Below are 20,464 nucleotides of genomic sequence, written 5' to 3' on the forward strand. Positions count from 1 at the left end.
AACGCCAACGGACACCTCAAACTACATGTATGCTGACATCGTCTCCGGATTAATTGCGCGGTTCAGTATCCGGCCTTCTTATCGGCTTCATTGTTTGCCGTGGCCCTTTTGGGAGTGCGCACGCGCCGCTATCTCATTACTGACCAGATCATTGATGACCATTTGGGCTCTCAGACTTTGGGTGCGTCTTAATTCCGTTCCATGCAGTTGAGGTTTACGAACATTGTTTGCGGCATCGGCCTGCTCAGACCGCAGCCGCCATCTCTTGTCTTTTCCAATCAAAGTCTTTGCCGGAGCTGAGGACGCTCCAGGCGATCCGGGCGAGCTTGTTGGCCAGTGCCACACCAAGTTTGTTGTGCTGCATCCGCATTGACGCCGCTTCCAGCCACGGACCAAAGCTGAACTTGTGCCAGTTCTTGGGGCGCATCATGATTACCTGTGCGGCCTGCACAAAGAGCATGCGCAGATAACGACTGCCCCGTTTTGTGATGCTCCCCAATGTCGTGCGCCCGCCGGTGCTGCTTTGCCTTGGGACCAATCCGAGCCAGGCTGCAAAGTCGCGTCCCCGGTCATAGGCCTCGCCCTCGCCAACTGCAGCAACCATTGCCGTTGAGATCATCGGGCCAATACCCGGGATCGTCATAAGCCGCTGGCAACCCGGCTCAGTTTCGCTGACCTCCTTGATTTCAGCCGTGGTCATCTCGATCCGTTTGTCCAGCCAGATCCAGTCCTGCTGGAGACCCACGATCAGTTTGCGCATGCGCAAGGACATCTCGCCGCTGCGATTGTCGAAGATGGCTTCAAGCGAGTTGCGTAAGGCAGACACACTGCGCCGGACGGTGATACCCTGTTCGATCAGAAAGGCCCGGATCTGGTTCATCGCGGCCGTCCGCCGCGACACAAGGCGAGACCGGACGCGATGCAGCGCTTGCAGGTCAAGCTGGTCCTGCGTCTTCTCAGAAACCGTTTTAAGATTGGGGCGCAACGCGGCCTCTGCAATCGCCTCGGCATCGTTGTAGTCGTTCTTTTGACCCTTGTTGAAAGGCTTCACGTAAATCGCTGGAATGATCCGGGTCTCAAATCCCAACCCACGGAATGTCCGGCTGACAAAATGCGCGCTCAAACAGGCTTCCATGCCGACGACACAACGCGGCAATTGTTCAAATGTCGCCACCAGTGCCAGCCGTTTGATCTTCTTGCGGAGAACAAGCTGACCATCGCGATCAAAGCCAACCAGATGAAACACGTCCTTACCGATATCGATGCCGACTGACATCAGTTCATCAAAATCATTCTTCGCCATGCTACTTCTCCAGTTTGCAGAAATAGGCCAAGCCTAACCTGCTGGGTGAAGCAGCCGGTACATCCCATTACTGACCGCGTGAGGGGCGGATTTCTTCGCAGTTGCGGCAAAAACTGGGCCGGCACGAGCGGCCCCAACCGGACCTTGATCCAGCAGCATTTCGCTGCATTGCAGTTTCGCCGAAGCAGTCGTTCCAAAATGTATGAAACCGCATCGAATTGCTGCCGTACCTTAAGTCATCCGATGTAACCGAGCTGTTGACGCGCTATATGCCATCCCTCAAGAAATGCATTGCTGCAGCGACCAACGGCCTTTAATCCCGGTTTGAACGGGCCCCGATCCTTCGTTGAAACTGAGGCTATCATTAAACTTCAACTGTCTTCCCGGGATTCATGATATTCTTCGGATCAACGGCCCGTTTCAACGTTGCCATGAGCGAATAGGCAGCCCCGTGCTCTTCCTCCATGTAGCGCTTCTTGCCGGTGCCGACGCCATGTTCGCCGGTGACGGTCCCGCCAAAGGACAGAGCGAGCTTGTTGACCTCCGAGGCCAGTGACTTGGCCCGCGTCAACTCGTCGGGGTCCTTCGGGTCAATCAGGATCATGAGGTGGAAGTTGCCGTCGCCGACGTGACCGACAATCGGGGCGATCATGCCGGAGGCTGCCACCATGTCCTTTGACCGCGCGATGCACTCGGCCAGCGCCGAGATCGGAACGCAGCAATCGGTAATCAGACCCTCGCAGCCCTTGCGAAGCGATTTCCCGGCGTAATAGGCGTTGTGCCGCGCAGTCCACAGCCGATTGCGATCTTCGGCCTTGGTGGCCCACTCAAAGCCCGACACGCCGAACTCTTCGCCGACGCTTTCAAACATCTCCACCTGTTCTTTCACGCCGGTGTCCGATCCGTGGAACTCAAGGAACAGATGCGGCTTTTCTGGCAGGTTCAGATCGGGGTTGAAGATGTTCATGCCTTTCATCTGGACCTCGTCCAGCAATTCGATCCGCGCCATCGGAATGCCCATCTGGATTGCCATGATCACCGAGTTCACGGCGTCGTCGACGGTCTCGAAGGAACAGGTTGCGGCCAGGATCGTATCCGGCTGGCCGAACAGGCGTACCGTCAGCTTGGTGATGATGCCAAGCGTGCCTTCGGAACCCACGAAGAGGTGTGTCAGGTCATACCCCGCGGAGGATTTGCGCGCACGGGAACCGGTTTCGATGATGGTGCCATCGGGCAGCACGACTTCAAGCGCCAGGACATTTTCGCGCATGGTTCCGTAACGCACAGTGTTCGTGCCCGACGCCCGGGTGGCGGCCATCCCGCCCAGTGTGGCATCCGCGCCGGGATCGACCGTGAACATCAGGCCCGTTGCACGCAGCTCGTCGTTGAGTTGTGTCCGCGAGACGCCAGGCTGCACGACGGCGTCGAGATCGCTCTCATGGACTTCGAGAATCCTGTTCATGCGGCTGGTGTCCACGCTGATCCCGCCGTGGATCGGGATCACGTGGCCTTCGAGCGATGTGCCGATGCCGAAGGGGACGACCGGAACCGCGTGACGCGAACAGATCTTCATGATCGCGGACACCTCTTCAGTGGTCTCGGGAAAGGCGACCGCGTCAGGCAAGGCAGGCTCGGAGTAGGCCTCGTCGCGGCCATGCATCTCCAGGATGGACTCGCCGGTCGAGAGGCGGTCGCCCAACAGGTCTTTCAGGTCAGAGATGGCTTGAGCGGTCGTGTCCGTGGTCATGGAGGGTCTCTTTAGAGGATGGTCTTGAATGGTTTGGGTCTGGATTGCCCGGGTCAAAGCGAAGTCAGTCCAATTGCGTGTCGGCGGTATCGGCCTGATCGTCGCCGGCCCAACGCGCGGCCAAATGCAGCAGGATGATGATCATCGCAATCGGCACCGACATGGAGATCCAGACCATCGGAATCCCGAGCGTGTCGGCGGTCAAGCCGGATTGGCGCGCCAGGAACCCCTTGGCAAAGCCGCCACGCAGGCCAATGAAGCAAAAATAGACGACCGGCAAAACGAAGGTCAGAACCGCTGCGCTGTGGACAGCCTCGGCAAGGAAACCCAGCAGATGAGGACGCTCGGGCGCGACGCTCTGCATCAGCACCGCGTCCGAGCGCGTCTTGAACGACAGCGTCGCCCCCAGAAGTCCGGTCCAGACCATGGCATAGCGGGCCACGTCTTCGGTCCAGACCGGGGGCGCGGAAAACACGTAGCGGGCAATGATCTGCAACACCACGGTCAGGAACATCAGGCAGACGGCGAAGACGGCGGCGCCACGTGCGACGCGGTGAACGCTGTTGCTGGCTGTGATGATGGCATTGCGCATGTATCATCTCCTGCAAAAGGGGCCGGGCCTTGCCAAAGGCCCGGCGGTTGCGCGTCAGCGGTTGGCGTCGGACAGATCGGTCCAGACTTTCACGTCTTCGGACGGCATCAGGCCGGAATCGTAGACCGGCTTGGACGCCTCACGGAACACTGCGCGCTCCTCCGCGCTTAGGCGCTGAACGGTCACGCCCTTTTCCTCCAAGGCGGCGAGGCCGCGCTCGGAGGCTTCTGCAAGCCACGCGCGGGCTGCTGCATCAGCGGTTTCGACGGCGCTGTCCACGGCGGCCCGGTCGGCCTCGGACAGGCCTTCGTACCAGCTCTTGGAGACGAGGACAGCGCGCATCGGGATGATCACGCCGGCGTCCGAGAAGTTCTTGACGAAGTCGGTCTGCCCGAACATCACCGGCACGAAGGGCGAGTTCAGGTAGCCGTCGATCACGCCGGTTTGCAGGCCGGACGGGACTTCGCCCCAGGGTACGATGGTGCCGCTGGATCCCCAGGCCTGGTACATGGCGATCTGGGCATCGTCGAGCGCACGCATTCGCAGGTTCGACATGTCGGCAGGCGACCGGACCACCGCATCGGTGGTGATGATGCCAGAAAGCGGCCCGAGCGGCGCCAGCGCCAGAACGACGACATCCTGATCGGCCAGCTTTTCGTTGACGCGGTCAAAGACCTTGCCGGCTTCCAGCACGCGGTCCATGTGGTCGACATCGTCGAAGATATAGGGCAGCCGCACGCCATAGATGAACGGGTCGACCTGCGCGATGGCGCGGACATCCGACAGCGAAACTTCCAACAACCCGGTCGACACCTGGTCGAACTTCTCGGCTTCGTTGCCGACTGCGCCGCGCGGCATTTCGCGGACGTCCATTCCGGCTTCGGTCAGGGCCGCTCCGAAGGCATGTGCCCAGTTGTAGGATCCGCTGGTATCGAGGTCCGGAGCGCTATCCAGGGCGATCTTGACTTCCGCGCTGACCGCGCCGGACATCGCCAGCAATGCCGCCAGTGAGAGTGCCTTGAGTTTCATGTTCTTCTCCTCCTTAAGTATTCTAATTGACTGAAAAGCCGAGCAGGCCGGGCAATGTGAGCGAGAGGGCCGGCCAGTAGACCAGCGCCATCAGCAGCAGAACCTGAACGACGATGAACGGCAGAGAGGCGTAGGCCAGACGCCAGTAGTTGAGATTTGTCAGCGCCGAGACGACCACGAGGCACTTGCCCAGAGGCGGCGTGATCAGCCCGACACACAGGTTGAAGCACAGCACGATGCCAAGCTGGATCGGGCTGATGCCCTGTTCCAGCGCTTGTGGCGCGAAGAGCGGAATGAGCAGCGTCAGGGCCACGGGCGTGTCCATGAACATCCCGGCAATCAGGAAGATCGCGACGAGGAAGAACAGGTATTTCGTGCCAGTCAGCCCAAAGGACCCGACCCAATCTGCCAGAGCACTGGACCACCCAAGTTGCCCCGCCAGGTAACCAAGCACTGAAATCGCGGCGAGGATAATGAAGATCGTGCCGGTCATCTTGGCCGTTGCCTCGACCGCGTCGAAGATCATGCGCAGGGTCAGCCCTTTGTAGTACTGGCCCGCCACGAGGGCGACCACGACTGCCACAGCTGACCCTTCGGTCGGTGTCGCCAAGCCAAAGACCAATGCTCCGAGGATCACCACCGGCAGGCAGAGCGCAGGCGCCGCGTTCAGCAGGCTGGGCAGGAAAGGCGGCAGATCGTCAGACCTTCCGCCTGGGTGGCCCTTCATCGCTGCAATTATGGCATTCAATGCCATCAAAGACGCGGCGAGAAGCAGGCCCGGCACCACGCCTGCGATGAACAGGGCGGCCACCGACGCACCGGTCAACCCGCCATAGATGATCATGATGATCGAAGGCGGAATGATCGGCCCGATCATCGACGAGGCTGCGGTGATCGCGCCGGCGTAATAGGGGTCATAGCCACGGGCTTTCATCTCCGGCACGAAGGTGCGTGACAAGGCGGCACTATCCGCGATGGCCGAGCCCGAAATGCCGGCGAAGAACACGCTTGTCAGAATGTTGACGTGACCCAGACCTCCCCTGAAGCGACCGACGATGGACATGGCAAAGTCGATCAGGCTGCGGGTGACACCGGCACGGCTCATGATCTCGGCGGTCAGAATGAACAGCGGCATCGCCATGAATGCGAAGACGTCGAGTTGTGCGAAGATACGCTGCGGCAGGATCGACAGGAACTGGCTCTTGTCGAGGGCCACGAAGGTCAGAACGGAAACCGCGCCCATCAGATAGGCAAAGGCCGTGCCGCTGATCAGCAATATGATGAAGATGATGGGAATGAGATACATTGTGCTACACGGCCGTTCGCATTGCGCCCGTCTCGGACAGGCCAGCGCTGTTGAGGATGGGTGGATGGGTGACGATTGAACGCAGATCGATGTCGGAGGGCTTAAGGCTCGCCATGTCGGGGCGGGGCCTCGCCGTTTCCGGGTCTGCCGCAAAGAACGTCTCGATTGCTCGTGCTGCGGCAAGCATCGCATCGTCCCCGCGCACCGGCCCCAACATCTGCAACCCGAAAGGCATGCCCTGTGGGTCGCGCCCGCAGGGCAGCGTGATCGACGGGCCACCGGTAAGCGAGCCGCGATAATTCAGCGCCAACCAGCGATAATAGATGTCCATGCTTTGACCGTCGATTTCCGTGGCATGGCCTTGGGTCCAGGGGAACGGGGAGACCGGTGCGGTGGGGAGGAGGATCACGTCGACATCGTGCATCACCGCATTGAAGCGGCGCAGGATGCGCGTCTGTTCGGCATGCGCCCAGGCCCGGTCTGCCAAAGTCATGGACTGGCCCAGTTCGACATTGGTGGCGATATCGGGGCCAAACGCGTCGGGATCGGATTTTATGACCTCGCCGAAGGCCGCGACGAAGCTTTCGGCCCGCAGGATGTCGAAGCATCGGTCCATGTCGCCGAGCGCCAGATCCACCGCGCGGCAGTCCTGAACCTGCGGCGTGATCTTCTCGACACGTGCCCGGAAAGTCTCCCGAATGGCAGGGTCCACCGGCGCACCGCCGAAGTCCTCGCTGAAACCGACCCTCAAGTCCGAGAGGCTAACGGCGGGCAGCGTTGCGAACCTGTCCGGTGTCGCGCGTAAGGACAGCGGATCGTCGGGGTCGAACCCTTCGCAGACCCCCAGCATCAGGACCAGATCCTCCACGGTGCGCGCCATCGGGCCAAGCACCGAAATGCCGGACCAACCCAATGGCCGCGTCGGATGGGCGATTACGTCGACGGACGGCCGGTAGCCTACGATTCCGCAAAGCGCAGCCGGCAATCTGAGAGACCCGCCCGTGTCCGACCCGGTGCAGAGGGGCAGAAGATCTGCCGCCAGTGCCGCCGCAGATCCCCCCGAAGACCCGCCAGCGATAAGGTTGGCATCAAACGGATTACCCGTCGCACCCCAGACCGGGTTGCGGCTGTTGCCGCCGGCACCGCATTCGGGAACATTGGTTTTGGCTAAGATGATCGCCCCGGCGTCGCGCAGCCGCGCAATCATTGGCATATCCAACTGTGGACAATTTGCTCGCATCCGCGGGCTGCCATGAGTGGTCAGCAACCCCTTGGTATCTTGCAGGTCCTTCACACCCACCGGCAAGCCGTCGAGCGGCCCCTTGGGCGCTCCGGACCGCCATCTGCCTGTCGCTTGAACCGCTTCGCCGACCGCGCGTTCGGCATCGATCGCGGTGAGGGCGTTAATCTTCGGATTGACCTGCGAGATCCGCTCGAGGCAGGCCGCCAGATACTCGCTCGGGGTGAGCCTTTGGTCCGCAAAGCGTTGCAAAACCTCGTGCGCAGACAGGGCCATCATTGTGTCCCCTCTCATGCGCCTACCCGAACCGTGGTCAGCGTGATCGAACCTGCCATCGCCTTCCCTCCCAGAAACGATTTCAGTTAAGATAAAGCGGGTCGTTCCCGAAGAATATTGAAAATTCCGCCGGTAACCTTAACCAAAGGGAATGATTTTCAGCTCTTCCGTCGCCTTCTCCAGACACTTCAAGAAGAACGTCAGGGTGGGATTCGTGTCGACCTGTTCGATGCGCCAGAAGCAGCGTGCTTCGGACAGAAGACCGCGGGTGTCCAATGGAAGCGAAACGATGTCGCCGCGCGCCGCATGGGCCTGAGCCAGGCGTTGCGGCATGAGACCCAGAGAGGGGATCGCCTCCAGCAGGGCAAGGTTCAACGTCAATGACAGGGAGGCAATCGTGTTGGCCGGTGGGGTCAGCCCGTACCCGGCAAAGAGCGCATCAATCGCGCGCCGCGCCACCGAGTTGGCCTGAGGCAGAATCCAAGGGAAATCCACCACATCGCTCCAGTCCAGGTTAGCCCGTTTTGCCAACTGGTGATTGCGCCCGGCCACGACGACCACCGGCTCCGCAAACAGGCCGAGCTGGGCGATGCCGGGCAGTTCCTGGGGCTGCCAAATCCGGGCAATGAGGACATCCAGCTCACCGGCCTCCAACTCGGGCAGAAGTTCGACGAAATGGCCTTCCTTTATCGAGATGCTGGCCTGCGGCGTGCTGCCTTTGAACAGCGCAATGGCGCCGGGCAAAAGGGTGGGAGCAACCGAGCTGACAACCCCAACCGAGACCGATCCGGAAACTCCGCTCGCCATCGCCTCGATGTCAAAGGCGGCCCGGTCCAGTTGATTGAGCGCCTGCCTGGCGTATTCAGCGAGCCTTTGCCCGATCGGCGTCAGAAACAGCCGGTTCCGCTCGCGCGTCACGATGGGAGCCCCGACAATCCTTTCCAGTTCCGCAATCTGCTTGGACACGGCGGGCTGCGAGACATTAAGCGCCTCGGACACCCGCGCGACCAATTTCAACTCGGACAAGGCGGCAATCACCCGCAAGTGACGGATCGTGATCGCCTTCTGGAACGCAAGGCTTGGAATGGTCAATACTCCCGGAGCTCTTTGCGTCGACACTATCATCATGCCTTGCTTGTATGAACACTGGTCGAGCTGCGGCTCAACTGGGAGCACTGGAGTGAATGGTAACCAGCGGGCGGAAGAACGTGCCTTGGTTAGAACGCCGCTCCCACACAAGGTTTTCAGCAAAGCCAGCTTGCTTTCGGCCGGACGAGGACGATGTCCGCTCCCCACGGAGCACTCTGGTGATCCCGCTTCTGTCGCAAATCTCTGCTTCCCGACCGTCGTGTCGATCTGGCCAGCGCCTGAGTGACGACTGGCTAAATGTCCGCTCCCAGCTTTCTCGCATCTTCATATCGCGGCTGCAGCGAAAGTCCGGAGTCCGCCCGACCTGCAGGGGGTGCCAGTTGATTCGCAGCTCAAAATGTTGATGGCTGGTAGGCGCCGCCAAGCCGCCGCGGAGCTGGCAAGCTCCTGAAAATGCCGCGCTGCATCCGAGGTTGGCCTAGTGCCCAATCTTGCAGACGCGCGTCTTAGCGCCAGACGGGGTTGAGTGTATCGTCGAGGCGTGGAGGGCGCGATAGATGGTCGACACGCGTGATTTCGAGAAGATGGAGCGCGATGGGTGGGGCACACCATCAATTGCACGGAATTATGCCGATGGTTTCGACATGGCCACGCGACTTGTCGCCCGAACGCTGGCGGATGCTGTAAACGCAGGTCCGAATACCGAGGTTCTCGATTTATGCACTGGCCACGGTGTGGTCGCGGCAGAGCTCGTCGAGAGAGGAGCGAAGGTCACCGGGCTGGACTTTTCGGAAGCCATGATCTCGCTCGCCCGGGATGCGGTGCAGGGGGCGCGGTTTCTTCAAGGCGACGCCATGGACATGGGGTTTCCCGACGCGAGCTTCGATGCCGTGACAATCGGCTTCGGGGTGCCCCATTTTCCTGATCCTCTCCGCGGCCTGAAAGAGGCCGCCAGAGTATTGAAGCCGGGTGGAGCAATCGCGTTCTCAATTTGGCACGGTCAGGGCTCGGACGGTTCGTTCGGCTGGCTATTCGATGCAGTTGATCGGCTTGCCGATCCCACAATTACCCTGCCGGACGGGCCGGACGCCCATGTGCTGGCTGACATCTCTGTTGCCACGCCATTGGTCGAGGAGGCGGGCTTTGCCAACGGCACGCTCGTCGAGGTCGACTCTGAGCTGAGTGTCTCCAGCCCCGAGGCGCTTTTCGATGTCTTTGACGCTGGTGCTGTGCGCGCCGCTTCGCTGCTCCGCCGACAACCCGCTGCGAGGCGGGCTGCCATCCGGAATGATCTGGCGCAGCGGACCCAGGCAGAAGGGACCAAGGGGGCACTGGGTTTTCTTGTTCCAGCTCCGTCTGTGGTCGTGTCGGCTGTTCGTTCCTGACGATGGTCTGCCAGAGCAGTCGTTGCCCGCTTCAGGTCAAAGGCAGGTTCGCCCGCAACGGGTCTGCACATAGAACATTGTCAACTGGACGTGCCCGGAGCGTGACGCCCCTATTCGTCTCATCCCTGTGTCGCGCTCCATGAGCACACCCGCGCGGCCACCATTGCCAGGTGGTCGTCGAGGCTCCTCCCGGTCAGCCGTTTACGCGGTTTCAGATCGTGGTCGCCATCCCCCAACCAGAACACCTCGACAGCTGGCGAAAGCGGGTACCGGTCGACCTCGTCGCGGGACCCGAAGTGATCGCGCGTGCCCTGGCAGATGAGCGTAGGGCAGGTGATCACCTCGAGATGGCCGTAGCGTGTCTTTTCGGGCTTCTTCGGGGCGTGGAAGGGGAAGCCAAGGCACACCAGCCCCGTGACACGACCCGCATCGAAGAGGTCCTGCGCAGCGAGGCTTGCGACCCGTCCGCCCATACTCTTGCCGCCGATGAGAAGCGGGCCGTCGCAGGCCAATGCGTCGATGGCAGAGAGGTACTCGGGCACGTAGGTCTCGGCCTTGGCGGGCGGACGTTTCGACCCGCCGCTGCGGCGCGCGGCCATGTAGCTGAACTCGAACCGGGCGACACGGAGGCCAGCCTCAGACAGCGCCTCGGCCACGGCGGTCATCCAGGGAGTGTCCATGGCGGACCCGGAGCCATGGGCCAGCAGGAGGGTCGTCCGACCGGGTTCATTGCCGTTCAGCAGAAGATCCATAAGTCCCCTCGTCATCGGCTCAACGCAAGAGCGCAAAAATCACGCTCATTCTGCCGGTTTCGTGGACTGCACCAAGCTTTTTCAGTGATGAGTTAAACAGCTATCAGAGCGAAATCAACATATGGACGCCCCATACGCTTAAGGGGCAACATATTGAGGTCAAATCAATCTCGCGGGATCTTTGCCCCGATTCCGAGACAACTTCATCCGGATTTTCACCGTCTGTAAAACTACACCGAGTTTTTCCCAAGACGAAAAATCACCCAAAATGTCTCTTTGTTTTCAGCTAGATATGAACCACCTAAACTTTCGTTAACCTAAGATTGTCCCGAAACAAAGCTGAGTTTTTCCCGTTTCGGCCATGCGAAGAAGAAGCCAAGAAAAAAGGGCCCGCAAAGCGGACCCTTTTTGAAAGCCATTGGATGAAAATCAGGCAGCGCGACGCGCGATCGCTTCGGATGGCGACAGGATGACAGCCGCCAGCCCGCTCTTGTCTGGCAGCCGGAAGGCCGGAAGATTTCCGTTGGCGATGGCTCGGACGAGATCGGCAGTAGTGCCCCCTCCCCGCTGACAAGCATAGGCAATCGGATCCAGCGACGCGCGCTCTCTTGGCTCTGCTACCGGAAGCGCCGCGAACGGAGCCAGAAACGCATCAAGGTGCCGCCGTGCGAAGACGACGTTCCGCACTGCGCCTCGGGCATCGCGCGGGACTAGGGGCTTCACCAAGCCCGCGGCATAGAGCGCCTGCATTTGAGTAAGAGTGGCACCGATATAGTCCGGGACGTCTGCCAGGGGGACGGCCGTCTCGAAGTCCGACAGCAGAGTTGCGATTTCGTCGGCCTTGAACCGGAGCAGCCCGCTCTCGGCGTCTGTCGCGCCTTCGGGAACGCGGCCCAGCCTCTGGAGGAGCCGTGACATCCGGGTACGGTTGATGCCCAGCGTCTCAGCAAGACTTTGCACGCTGTGATACCGCCGCTTCGTCACCTCCTTGCCGAGAACCTTGGTGCCCACGTCCACGGCATCGTGTTCGATGATATGGTCTCTCATGATGTTGCGGATCGGACCCGGGTCTTGCCCTTTGCTGCGACGATCCAGCCAGCTGAACAACAGGCCATAGTGCGCCAGAGGCCCGGCCTGAACGGCACGCGCAGGAGAACGGGCACGAACTTCGTCCAAGGCTTTGACGACCGCATCCGGCCCACCGGCATAGTAGCGAAAGCCGGCCTCGATGGCAGCTTCCTGCTGTAGCCCAGGAAGCTTCTTTGCTGGCTGCCGATGGCCGTGGGTCAGCGTGGTGCCAAGCATCAGACAGGCGTCGAGCACTTGCTGGATGGACTGCCCGGAAAGCCAGTGGTCCGTCGTGCTACCTCCCCACAGACGGGTTTCGAGCCAGAGCAAATATGCAGGAGTCGGACCTTCCACCTTTCTCGCCTGCCCGTCCACCTGCGCCTGAGCTTCCTGCAGGGTGCGCGTGGGCCTCGACAGACGGTTCAGGGCTGCCCCGTGCTGCGGGCAGCGATGCACGGCCGCGAAACACCAGTCGAGGCGCTGTTTCCACGCCCGCGGCCTGCCATCCTCGGACAGACAAACTGGGCAGTATTTGTCTGCCGCGCGCACGAGAAAAGTCTTCTGCATTCGCTCGTCGCGAAAGCCCACGTCAGACCCGATGGCCCGCATATTGGCCCGCTGCAGCGTCGGCAAATCGGCAGCCGCAATCTCGGCAAAACGCGCCACGGCGTCATCGCGGCCAAGGACAAAATGCTCGGTGTTGATGCGCATGTCAGCCAGCAATCGTGCGATCCCCTGCCCGGTGTGGATCGCAGCGAGCCTTCCTGCGTAGGACAACAGGGTTTCGCGCTGAGAAAACGGTACGTGAGGAAGGAGCTGCGTCATCGCGACCACCCCCCGTCGATAAGTGCCTGCCGGACCGTGCCCCAAGCACCCTCCGCGAAGGGCGACAGGGGGTAGGTCCCATACTCGAGCTCAAACTGCATTCTGGCGTCCCGGAGCGTCACCTCGGTGCGTTCGTTATCCAAAGCCCTGCCGAGCGTCTCTTTCGCGAGACGAATGCACCGACCGGCCACGCCACCTTCGGCAAAGAGGATGCGCTCGGGCAACCGCGCCTCTGTCGGCAGCGACAGTCCAATCTTGTCAGCACAGAGTTGCATGCTGCGCGCAAAGGTCTGTGCCTCCAACGACCCTTCGACAATCGGAGACAGCTCGAACTTGGGAAAGCGCCGATCCGTTTCCGGGTCGGTCATGACGCCGTCGCGGAGCTTGTGGACCCCGGCGATGATAACCGCGACCGGCCATTCGCCCTGCAGGAGAGATTTCAGGGTCTGCACGGCGCCTTCTACATCGCGACCAGCCCCCTTGCGCAGCAGGTGATGGGTCTCATCGATTACCAGCAACCGGATACCACGTTCCTGCATACTGTGGCGCGCCACGTCCCAGGCCTCGTAGGCCTTGGCACGCGGATTGATTTCGAGGTAGCCAAGAGCTTTGGCGATCCGGCCAGCAAGGCTCTTGATCGTGGCTTCCGGCGGCACCGTAACATAGAGCGTGTTGCCCTCGCGTCCGCGACCGGCCAACTCGAACATCGGCAACGCGCGCAGGGTCCGCATGGCCAGCGCGGACTTGCCGGCTCCAGAATTGCCGAGCAGCATCAGGCCGCGGGTCTCAAGGGTCAAAGGATCGACGCGGGGCTCGGCGGTCAGTTCGCCATTCTCGTCAGATACGAACAGCATTTGAAGCCGCTGAATCAAGGCATCATCCCGGTCGAGGCGAAAGTAGCGATCCATCAGCCAGGCAAACTTTTCAGGATCCGTACTTTCAGCGGTCAGGGGCACGGACGGCAGGGTAGTCATGGAGAGAATATTCCTTCGATCTTTGGTGTACGGGGCGGAGGTAAGAGGAGCTCGTGAAAGAACGCAGAGATTTTTCAGAAATCTTTTCGATTCCTCATAACCTGCTGAATTTTCTAAAATAGAGGGCCCTCCTGCTGCGTTCACCCACAGGAGAGCTCAGGGGTCATTCCAGGAGATCGTCGTCGGCAGGAAGGGTCATGTGCCTATCAGCATCCTGATCCCGAAGTGCTGCGTCCGGCGCGGCGACCTCAACTTCATCCGCCAGCAAGTCACGATGCGGCCCGGCAAGATGGCGGCGCTCTGCAGTGTCCGTGTGCAGCGCAAAATGGGCGTCCGTCAGCTCCACGCCCTTCGCGTCACGCGGCCTGGCGAGAAGTCCGTTCATTGCCTTCAGCTTTTGCGACCGCTGGTCCATCTCGTAGACCAGCTCAAGCCGGGTGGCCTCTGCCTCTGCGTCGACCTCCCGGCGTGATACCAGCCACTCGCGAACGTCCATCTCGGTCTTGCCGATCCAGCGCTCGTCGGCCGCCACGATCGTAGTCCAATTGCCAGCATCGATCCGCACTTCAATGGTACCGACGTCGCCTTGCCAATAGCAGACCTCGACGGTCACGTCGCCACGCTCATTCCAGAGGCCTACAAGGAACCCCCCTTGATAATTCACCCGGTTGATTGTGAGCCCGTGGCGCCCCAATTTTCGTTTGACCCTGGTGCCGAAAGCCAGGCGCATTTCACGACTGCTGAGGTGCCGGACCGGCGTGTCTTCGGTTGCGTTTTTCCAGGCTTGGCGAGGCGTCATTCCGAGGCCTTCCTGGCGTTTATTGTGGTATCCATCGACCGTCCACCGGACCAACCAGGTTAGAAACTCTTCCAGCGTCAAGGTCGCCCGCGCTGCAGGATCGTTTCCACCCCGTTCGACAACATTGGAGAAGTTCCGGCCCGAAAACCTTTGCAGGAATGTCTTGTGCATGGTGCCGAAGACACGCTCGATAAACGGGCGCAGCCAAGGCTTCCCGGCCGGGGCGCCGAGGTTCGTGATCCCGAGAGACGCGAGAATGTGATACGCCTCTTCCGAGGTGTAGGATGCACCGCGATCCAGGACGACTTCTTCCGGCGCTCCATGCTGAAACCAGTCAAATTTGCAGCCGGCAGCATCCGAGATCGAGGTCTTGTCCGTGTAGACCATCTCGAGGGTCTGCTTCAAAATTTCGCCGACACCCTCGGGCACGATCTGAAGGGCCAGGAGACAGCGCGTATGCACGTCGATAGCTGCGGAAATCACGACCCGTTTCGCGCGTCCATCCAACCCCAGGATCTCCGCCTCGGTCGGGGTCAAGAGTTTGAAAACGCCTGTCAACCGCAACAGGAGGGTCAGGTCGATGGTATATTCATCGATCTCGACGCGTTCGAGCGCTCTTACGGTCGTGATGCCGACCCCGAGCGCATGCATGTCACGGTAGGCCTGATCAAAGCCCCTGCGACGGATCGCCAACTCGGCCCGTCCAAGGCGCGCAGCCTGCTTGCGGACAAACGCGGGACTCACGCGGTTCGAAAGGCTCGGCAAAGGCACTTCGGCGCTGAGGCGCCTGGCATTCTCTTTGTTAATTTCAGCCAAGACGCTGTCGTGCAGAGCGTCAAGCTCGGGCCGCTCTTGGTCGACAAGCCGGTCGATCACCGAAGTGACGAAATCTGCCAACTCATCAGAATGTCCTGACTTTCCGCCGCAATTGCGCAACGCGTCATACAGGGCATTCTCTCCGTTCTTGCGCAAGACCTTGAGCCACTTGTAGATTGATGCTCCCCTCGAAGACGGGTCTCCGTTCTTCACCGACAAGTCGAACACGAACGGTTTGCGCGCTTTCTCCTCGCCGTAGAGCGCAGGACGCCTGCTGCGGGTCTTCCGATCGGAATTCGCATCTTGAACAAGACGCGCGTGAACCGTCCGCGCCCTGGCGATGATCAACTCGGCATTCTCCTCGAATGCCCGCCGTGTCACGTCAAGCCGGTCTTCGGCCATCAACTCTTCGGCGGCGAGCGCACAGGCTTTGCGCACGAGCATGCGCGCCGTTTCTTTTTGGGTACGCCAGTGGCGCGGGGTATGTTTCGGGTCGCTAATGTTTGCGCCGGGCCGGCTGATGATATCCAGTTGCCCGTGGCTGTTTTCGATTTCAACCCGTGCGTAGCCGAGAAGCTCATGTGCGCGACCCCGCACGTTGCCGCTCTTCGGATCGGCCCACTCATCCCACACAACAACGTACCCCTCCGGTCGTACGTCGATTACTTCTGCGGAACGCGGCCCAACGCGGAAATGGCAACCGATTTCCAGCAACCTGCGACGAGGTTTCGACGAGACTGACATTACACCCCCTCCGTACGCGCGATGACGGTCCGGGACGTGATGCGCTCCGCCGTGACGACCTTGGCGGCTTCAGAACGGATTGCCCGGATCACGCTCCAGAACCCCGGCGCCCCGATGCCGCAGGCCGCGAGGAATTCGCGGATCGGCAACGGTTCCGTCAGTGTGCTTAATGCGTCAAGCACCTTGTCATCCATGTCCACGTCAGGATGGCGGGCGGCATGGAACAGCTTGGCATTCGCCAGCGTCACGGGGTCGATATTGCGTTCCGTCACCACGCAAACCCTGTCAGCGGTTTCCGCCGTCGCAACCGCGGCCACAGCCTGCATCTTCTCGCGAAACGCATAGCGTTCGGCCTTGGTCTGCGGCTTCACTGAGATTGCGGTACGCCGCCCATTGCTGTGGGTCAGCCTGAGGTCGAACCAATACGGCGTGGCCTTCACTGAGCCGTGACGCACCCGGATCGGTGCGATTTGCTCTTCAACATCAACGACACCCGGCCGATAGATGCTGCAGATCGCCGCTTGGTATTCTTGCAGACTGTTGTACTCCAACGCCTGCGATTTCCCGTTTGCATTCAGGAAAGTCATCTGCCCCACGAAGTGAAATGGCGATTTCTTGGGAATGGCTCGCTTGGCGCGGGACCGGAGATAGGTGTCGTCGAAACTCATCTTGTCGTCTTTCGTTTCGGCAAGCCTTGCCCGACCTCTGAAATGGAAATTTCAGAGCTATGGCAGAGGTTGCCGATTGATTTCTGCAAGCCGCGGCGCCTTGCCGTCGTCTCATGCGCAGGAAGTACGGGTTGGTCGCGAAAAACTAAGCGAAAATTCTTAGAAAAATCGCGAAATCAGACCAACCTATTGACTCTAAATGTTATTTTTCTTCTCAGAGGGCGGCCATCGATGGCAGATCTGCTCTAGATCGGATACAAGATCGTCCAAGCCGAGCTCAAAGGCCTGTCTGGCCAGCTGCCGGGGCCGCTGTTCGGTAACGCGCCGGGCAAACTGCAGCGGGACGCCCAAAACATCCCCGCTAATCACTGTGCAGTAACCCGTGGGGTCAGAGCCGGAAAGCGCGGTCGGGGCGAAGGGGCTTCCCAAACGATACCAACGCGACAGCGTTCTCGCCCAGCTCGCGTCTTCGGTCACAAGGATCAAAGGCGAAGTGACGATTTGGGTTGCGCCGAGCGATGGATGGTCTTCCACGTTCCCAGCCAACGAGAGCTGCGCACCGCGGAGAACCGGTGTCCAAGACTCCAGGCAAGGCGCGGCGACATCGGCACCCTCCGAGTCAGGGCCAGAGATGGCCGCGTGGAACGCCTTTAGATGACGTTCGAGAAACGCCTTGGGGCTGATGGTTTCGTGCATGTTCATGTCCTTCGAGCAGGCGCCCTCCCCCGCGATACACGGGAGAGACCGCAGTCAGATTGGTTGGGTGAACGCGCGTGTTCGGGTGACCGCATAGCGGAGCCGTCGAGAAATGAAAAACATAATTTATTGCGAAAACAGTCACTTAGCATAAATTCGACGGGCAACTCAGCCAAGCACCGCAGAGGAATCCGTTCATTCAGACGCATGTTTCGCAAGACGCATTCGTCGGAAACATTCTGTTTCTTGTTAACGCCATCCTAAAAATAAGCGGACCAGCTGCCTTTGCGTGTGCTGGAATATGAGGCCAAGTCTCAAAATCAGCGAATATGAGGTCTCCGAGACTGCTGTGCTGCCTTACAGACACGCTGCTCAAGGTCCACCCAGACAACCAGACCGAAAGATGCGAAAAGCGGGCGAGCGGCCTTTTTCGATAGGGGGGATCCGCAAACCGTGTTGGCCCGCTCTGCGGAGCTTCCTGCCGTTCGCCGCGGCCGCTCAGCTTTCGCTGCGGTTGCGAAGGCCTTTGGGATGAGGGCGGAAGGACTAAGCCGCTCCGCGGCATTGGCGTTCTTGGCTGATGGTGTGAACCGCCTGTAACGATGCGCATTTTGCGATCTTCCTGACCTGCCTGACGATTGGGGCCTTCTCAATCGATAGACAGGAGGCTTCCATGACAGAGGAGAGAGTAACACCGCTGCGCCAGCGGATGATCGAGGATATGAACATCCGGGGGCTGGCCGAGAAAACCCAGAAAGCTCATATCCGCAACGTGAAGCATTTCGCGGCGTTTCTCGGGCGGCCACCTGACACGGCCACGCCAGAGGAATTGCGCTCGTATCAGCTCAAGATGACCGAGGACGGGGTGTCGGCCAGCACGTTCAATGTGCGTATTATCTCGCTTCGCTTCTTTTCGGCACCACCTGCGGACGCGAAGACATGAAGCGGTTCATGCAGTTTCACCGCAAGCCCCGCAAATTACCCATCGTCCTCAGTGTCGAGGAGGTCGCCGATCTGTTGGCCGCCGTTCCCGGCCCCGGGCTCAAGTATCGCGCGGCCCTCGGCATCAGCTATGGCGCGGGTCTGCGCGCGTCCGAGGTATGCCATCTCAAGGTCACCGACATCGACAGCGATCGGATGTTGATCCACGTCGATGACGGCAAGGGCGGGCGAGATCGCAAGGCAATGCTGTCGCCCAACCTGCTTGCGTTGTTGCGCGAGTATTGGCGCGAGTCCCGCCCTGAAGGCTGGCTTTTCCCGGGCAAACCCAAGATCAATCCGCTGTCGCCGCGACAGTTGAACCGGGCGTTCACCTCGGCCAAGCACATGGCCGGCATCAAGAAGGCTGCAACGCTGCACACGCTCCGCCACAGCTTTGCGACGCATCTTCTGGAGGCGAACACGGATGTCCGGGTCATCCAGGTTTTGCTCGGGCATGCCAAGCTGACCACGACGGCGCGCTATGCCCACGTGGCCACCAAGACGATCCGCAGCACGGTCAGCCCGTATGAGCAGATCAAGCTGTTGCAAGACGAGACCCTCCGACGAGGGTTGGCATAACGCTCGGGGGCCGTGGCCCGGCCCAAGCTGGAGATCGCTGACATCTTTCGCGCTCATGGCCCTGCATGGCGGCGGGCCAATGCAGGGCATGTCAGCCTGTCCCAGCTCAAGGTAATGTCAGCGATCGAGACCTGTCGAACCGAAGCGCTCGGCGGGCATGTGGCGGGCTGCACCAAATGCGGCCACCACCACATCGCCTACAATTCCTGCAAGAACCGACACTGCCCGAAGTGTCAGGGGCCAGCGGCACGCGACTGGATGGAGGCGCGCGCCGAGGATCTGTTGCCGGTCGAGTATTTCCATGTCGTCTTCACGCTGCCAGCAGAGATTGCCCGGATCGCCTATTGGAACAAGCGGGCCGTCTATGGGCTACTGTTCAAATCTTCGGCGCAATCGGTGATGACCATCGCCGCCGATCCCAGGCGCATGGGCGCGCGGGTCGGCATGACCAGCGGCCTGCATACTTGGGGTTCGTCGCTGACACACCACCCGCATGTCCACATGATCGTTCCCGGTGGCGGCCTGTCGCCGGGCGGGAGCCGCTGGATCGCCTGCCGCCCCGGCTTCTTCCTGCATGTGCGGGTGCTGTCCCGGCTGTTCCGGCGCCTGCTTCTGGATGGGCTGATGGACCTGCACCGCGCGGGCAAACTCGCCTTCTTCGGCGATCTTGAAGAGCTGGCTGAGGCCGGTGCTTTCGCGGCCTGGCTCGCCCCGTTCCGCAAATCCGAATGGGTGGTCTACGCCAAACCGCCCTTCGGTGGCCCCGAGGCGGTGCTGGCCTACTTGAGCCGCTATACCCACCGAGTGGCGATCTCGAACGCCCGCCTGGTTAGCGCCGATGCCAATACCGTGGCCTTCCGCTGGAAGGATTACCGCATCAAGCACGGAGATCGCCAGAAGGTGATGCGGCTGGCCACCCCCGAGTTCATCCGCCGCTTCCTGATCCACGTCCTCCCGGACGGGTTCCACCGCATCCGGCACTACGGCCTGCTGGCCAGCTCGACCCGCAAGGCCAACCTCACGAAGATCCGCGCCTTGCTCTGCCTACAACGCCCAGAAGACCCCGTTGCGCCAAGTGCCGAGGCGGAGGCCGCCCCGCTCACCCTACGCGAGCCATGCCCCTGCTGTGGCGGCCCCATGCGCATCATCGAGATCTTCCGGCGCGGGCAGAAACCGATGTCGCGCGCCCCACCCAGAGAGCAGGCCGCATGACAAATCGCTTGTCATCGATCCTCTTTTACAGAATGGCACCGGATGCTCCCTGCAGACCCGGCCAACCCGGATTGCGCCTGCCGTCACCGGCCAGACCGAGCGGGTCCATTTGCCCCCAATCCCTCCGTGCTGTTGGAGCAATCAGGGGGCGGATCGATCACCAGCCACGCTATCAGCTGCAACCAGATCCAATGGTTGCCCGAAGCGTCCGCGCACTTTCCCCATAGCCTGATCCAAGACCCCCGCGGCTTCCTCCTTCCGAGGTTTGTCAACGCGGGCCGCCACCGCGGGATGGCCACCGTTGCGCCGCGACCCGCATCGAAAAACCTTCAGGGAAACTGACATTCGCTGCGGCTGCAAACTCATCTGACAACCGCGCTGAA

15 protein-coding genes and 1 pseudogene are annotated in these 20,464 nt (G+C 60.8%); 3 read left to right on the forward strand and 13 right to left on the reverse strand.

The window, feature by feature from the left end; translation table 11 throughout:
• Positions 1 to 244: 244 nt before the first annotated feature.
• The 7 genes from AC04PT_RS13790 to AC04PT_RS13820 all read right to left on the reverse strand — a co-directional run bounded on the left by AC04PT_RS13790 (position 245) and on the right by AC04PT_RS13820 (position 8,585).
• Positions 245 to 1,303 (reverse strand): IS110 family RNA-guided transposase, encoded by a 1,059-nt coding sequence (locus tag AC04PT_RS13790; protein ID WP_482874288.1) that lies wholly within the window; start codon positions 1,301 to 1,303, stop codon positions 245 to 247.
• Between the two features lie 364 nt (positions 1,304 to 1,667).
• Positions 1,668 to 3,050 (reverse strand): FAD-binding oxidoreductase, encoded by a 1,383-nt coding sequence (locus AC04PT_RS13795; RefSeq protein ID WP_482874289.1) that lies wholly within the window; start codon positions 3,048 to 3,050, stop codon positions 1,668 to 1,670.
• Between the two features lie 64 nt (positions 3,051 to 3,114).
• Positions 3,115 to 3,642, reverse strand: coding sequence for a TRAP transporter small permease (locus AC04PT_RS13800; protein WP_482874290.1), 528 nt, complete (start codon positions 3,640 to 3,642; stop codon positions 3,115 to 3,117).
• A gap of 54 nt (positions 3,643 to 3,696) precedes the next feature.
• A complete protein-coding gene (locus AC04PT_RS13805; RefSeq protein WP_482874291.1) occupies positions 3,697 to 4,671 on the reverse strand; it encodes a TRAP transporter substrate-binding protein in 975 nt (324 codons plus the stop codon).
• Between the two features lie 22 nt (positions 4,672 to 4,693).
• The gene (locus tag AC04PT_RS13810; RefSeq protein ID WP_482874292.1) at positions 4,694 to 5,977 is read right to left on the reverse strand and encodes a TRAP transporter large permease; all 1,284 of its coding nucleotides are present in this window, start codon (positions 5,975 to 5,977) and stop codon (positions 4,694 to 4,696) included.
• Positions 5,978 to 5,981: 4 nt separating this feature from the next.
• Complete coding sequence (locus AC04PT_RS13815) at positions 5,982 to 7,493, reverse strand: amidase (RefSeq protein WP_482874293.1); 1,512 nt, start codon at positions 7,491 to 7,493, stop codon at positions 5,982 to 5,984.
• Between the two features lie 138 nt (positions 7,494 to 7,631).
• The gene (locus AC04PT_RS13820; protein ID WP_482874294.1) at positions 7,632 to 8,585 is read right to left on the reverse strand and encodes a LysR family transcriptional regulator; all 954 of its coding nucleotides are present in this window, start codon (positions 8,583 to 8,585) and stop codon (positions 7,632 to 7,634) included.
• Between the two features lie 554 nt (positions 8,586 to 9,139).
• On the opposite strand from AC04PT_RS13820, the gene AC04PT_RS13825 reads away from it, so the two are divergent.
• Complete coding sequence (locus tag AC04PT_RS13825) at positions 9,140 to 9,967, forward strand: class I SAM-dependent methyltransferase (protein WP_482874295.1); 828 nt, start codon at positions 9,140 to 9,142, stop codon at positions 9,965 to 9,967.
• A 119-nt stretch (positions 9,968 to 10,086) separates the two neighbouring features.
• Here AC04PT_RS13825 and AC04PT_RS13830 read toward each other — a convergent pair whose 3' ends face one another.
• The 6 genes from AC04PT_RS13830 to AC04PT_RS13855 all read right to left on the reverse strand — a co-directional run bounded on the left by AC04PT_RS13830 (position 10,087) and on the right by AC04PT_RS13855 (position 17,309).
• Positions 10,087 to 10,719 carry an alpha/beta family hydrolase gene (locus AC04PT_RS13830; protein WP_482874296.1) on the reverse strand — a complete coding sequence of 211 codons (633 nt, stop codon included), beginning with the start codon at positions 10,717 to 10,719 and terminating at the stop codon, positions 10,087 to 10,089.
• A gap of 429 nt (positions 10,720 to 11,148) precedes the next feature.
• Positions 11,149 to 12,612, reverse strand: coding sequence for a TniQ family protein (locus AC04PT_RS13835; protein WP_482874297.1), 1,464 nt, complete (start codon positions 12,610 to 12,612; stop codon positions 11,149 to 11,151).
• Positions 12,609 to 13,586, reverse strand: coding sequence for a TniB family NTP-binding protein (locus tag AC04PT_RS13840; protein ID WP_482874298.1), 978 nt, complete (start codon positions 13,584 to 13,586; stop codon positions 12,609 to 12,611). The genes AC04PT_RS13835 and AC04PT_RS13840 overlap by 4 nt, the downstream gene beginning before the upstream one ends.
• 163 nt (positions 13,587 to 13,749) lie before the next feature.
• Positions 13,750 to 15,945: a hypothetical protein gene (locus AC04PT_RS13845; RefSeq protein WP_482874299.1), complete on the reverse strand. Its 2,196-nt coding sequence runs from the start codon at positions 15,943 to 15,945 to the stop codon at positions 13,750 to 13,752.
• Positions 15,945 to 16,613, reverse strand: coding sequence for a hypothetical protein (locus AC04PT_RS13850; protein WP_482874300.1), 669 nt, complete (start codon positions 16,611 to 16,613; stop codon positions 15,945 to 15,947). The genes AC04PT_RS13845 and AC04PT_RS13850 overlap by 1 nt, the downstream gene beginning before the upstream one ends.
• Positions 16,614 to 16,808: 195 nt before the next feature.
• Positions 16,809 to 17,309 carry a DUF6634 family protein gene (locus AC04PT_RS13855; protein WP_482874301.1) on the reverse strand — a complete coding sequence of 167 codons (501 nt, stop codon included), beginning with the start codon at positions 17,307 to 17,309 and terminating at the stop codon, positions 16,809 to 16,811.
• A gap of 673 nt (positions 17,310 to 17,982) precedes the next feature.
• On the opposite strand from AC04PT_RS13855, the pseudogene AC04PT_RS13860 reads away from it, so the two are divergent.
• Together AC04PT_RS13860 and AC04PT_RS13865 are read left to right on the forward strand one after the other, a co-directional pair.
• Positions 17,983 to 18,869, forward strand: a pseudogene (locus AC04PT_RS13860) (tyrosine-type recombinase/integrase).
• Between the two features lie 12 nt (positions 18,870 to 18,881).
• Entirely contained in the window at positions 18,882 to 20,081 is a 1,200-nt protein-coding gene (locus AC04PT_RS13865; protein ID WP_482874303.1) for an IS91 family transposase, read from the forward strand.
• Positions 20,082 to 20,464 lie beyond the last annotated feature (383 nt).

The organism is Litorisediminivivens sp. KMU-197 (genome assembly GCF_056858395.1).

What these genes read in the sequence shown, in the direction of transcription:
- AC04PT_RS13790 (WP_482874288.1), bottom strand. Translation starts at nt 1,303, where the DNA reads ATGGCGAAGAATGATTTTGATGAACTGATGTCAGTCGGCATCGATATC.
- AC04PT_RS13795 (WP_482874289.1), bottom strand. Translation starts at nt 3,050, where the DNA reads ATGACCACGGACACGACCGCTCAAGCCATCTCTGACCTGAAAGACCTG.
- AC04PT_RS13800 (WP_482874290.1), bottom strand. Translation starts at nt 3,642, where the DNA reads ATGCGCAATGCCATCATCACAGCCAGCAACAGCGTTCACCGCGTCGCA.
- AC04PT_RS13805 (WP_482874291.1), bottom strand. Translation starts at nt 4,671, where the DNA reads ATGAAACTCAAGGCACTCTCACTGGCGGCATTGCTGGCGATGTCCGGC.
- AC04PT_RS13810 (WP_482874292.1), bottom strand. Translation starts at nt 5,977, where the DNA reads ATGTATCTCATTCCCATCATCTTCATCATATTGCTGATCAGCGGCACG.
- AC04PT_RS13815 (WP_482874293.1), bottom strand. Translation starts at nt 7,493, where the DNA reads ATGGCCCTGTCTGCGCACGAGGTTTTGCAACGCTTTGCGGACCAAAGG.
- AC04PT_RS13825 (WP_482874295.1), top strand. Translation starts at nt 9,140, where the DNA reads ATGGTCGACACGCGTGATTTCGAGAAGATGGAGCGCGATGGGTGGGGC.
- AC04PT_RS13830 (WP_482874296.1), bottom strand. Translation starts at nt 10,719, where the DNA reads ATGGATCTTCTGCTGAACGGCAATGAACCCGGTCGGACGACCCTCCTG.
- AC04PT_RS13835 (WP_482874297.1), bottom strand. Translation starts at nt 12,612, where the DNA reads ATGACGCAGCTCCTTCCTCACGTACCGTTTTCTCAGCGCGAAACCCTG.
- AC04PT_RS13840 (WP_482874298.1), bottom strand. Translation starts at nt 13,586, where the DNA reads ATGACTACCCTGCCGTCCGTGCCCCTGACCGCTGAAAGTACGGATCCT.
- AC04PT_RS13845 (WP_482874299.1), bottom strand. Translation starts at nt 15,945, where the DNA reads ATGTCAGTCTCGTCGAAACCTCGTCGCAGGTTGCTGGAAATCGGTTGC.
- AC04PT_RS13850 (WP_482874300.1), bottom strand. Translation starts at nt 16,613, where the DNA reads ATGAGTTTCGACGACACCTATCTCCGGTCCCGCGCCAAGCGAGCCATT.
- AC04PT_RS13855 (WP_482874301.1), bottom strand. Translation starts at nt 17,309, where the DNA reads ATGCACGAAACCATCAGCCCCAAGGCGTTTCTCGAACGTCATCTAAAG.